This window comes from Acinetobacter sp. GQ146 (genome assembly GCF_059758585.1).
The window spans coordinates 1-825 of record NZ_JCAXDV010000023.1; the positions used below are offsets into that span (position 1 = coordinate 1).

Annotated in this window: 2 protein-coding genes; both read left to right on the forward strand. The window is 48.7% G+C overall.

The genetic code is table 11. The features are described from left to right. A partial coding sequence (locus AC6CHI_RS16100; RefSeq protein WP_498122502.1) for a CoA-transferase occupies positions 1 to 120 on the forward strand: 120 nt, incomplete at its 5' end. Between the two features lie 13 nt (positions 121 to 133). Beyond that, positions 134 to 787, forward strand: a complete 654-nt coding sequence (locus tag AC6CHI_RS16105; RefSeq protein WP_498122501.1) for a 3-oxoacid CoA-transferase subunit B — start codon at positions 134 to 136, stop codon at positions 785 to 787. The last annotated feature ends 38 nt before the right edge of the window (positions 788 to 825 follow it).

The following is an 825-nucleotide window of genomic DNA, read 5'->3' on the forward strand; positions in this document are numbered from 1 at the left end:
ACCATTGCGCAAGTCTCTGAAGTGGTGGAACTGGGTGCTTTAGACCCTGAACACATCATCACCCCAGGTATCTTCGTTCAACATGTGGTGCAGGTGCAACCTGAACCTGTTGCTGTGTAAGTAGGAGACTTTCATGAGCTATCAAAAACTCAGCCGTAACCAGATTGCGGAACGTGTGGCACAAGATATTCCCGATGGGGCTTATGTCAATTTAGGCATTGGCTTACCGACCAAGATTGCCAGCTACTTACCCAGTGACAAAGAGATCTTCCTGCATTCTGAAAATGGGTTATTGGCCTTTGGTCCACCACCAGCCGCAGGTGAAGAAGATCCTGAGCTGATCAATGCCGGTAAAGAATATGTGACCATGCTGCAAGGCGGAGCCTTTTTCCATCATGGTGATTCCTTTGCCATGATGCGTGGTGGGCATTTGGATATTGCGGTTCTTGGCGCGTTTCAAGTCGCAGCCAATGGTGATTTGGCCAACTGGCATACTGGTGCACCAGATGCGATTCCTTCTGTCGGCGGTGCCATGGATTTGGCGGTCGGTGCTAAAAAAGTGTTTATCACCACTGATCATGTCACTAAAAACGGTGAACCGAAGATTGTGGCTGAACTGACTTACCCTGCCACAGGACAAAAGTGTGTTGACCGTATTTATACCGACCTATGTGTGATTGATGTCACGCCTGAAGGCTTAAAAGTGCTGGAGAAAGTCGACGGTTTAAGCTTTGCCGAATTGCAGGCCATGACCGGTGCTCCGTTGGTGGATGCGACACAAGGATAATTAATCTCCCCTAACCCCTCTTTAAGAAAGAGGGGAAA

Bases quoted from the DNA above. Each gene is read 5' to 3' on its own strand.
- AC6CHI_RS16105 (WP_498122501.1), top strand. From the start codon at position 134: ATGAGCTATCAAAAACTCAGCCGTAACCAGATTGCGGAACGTGTGGCA.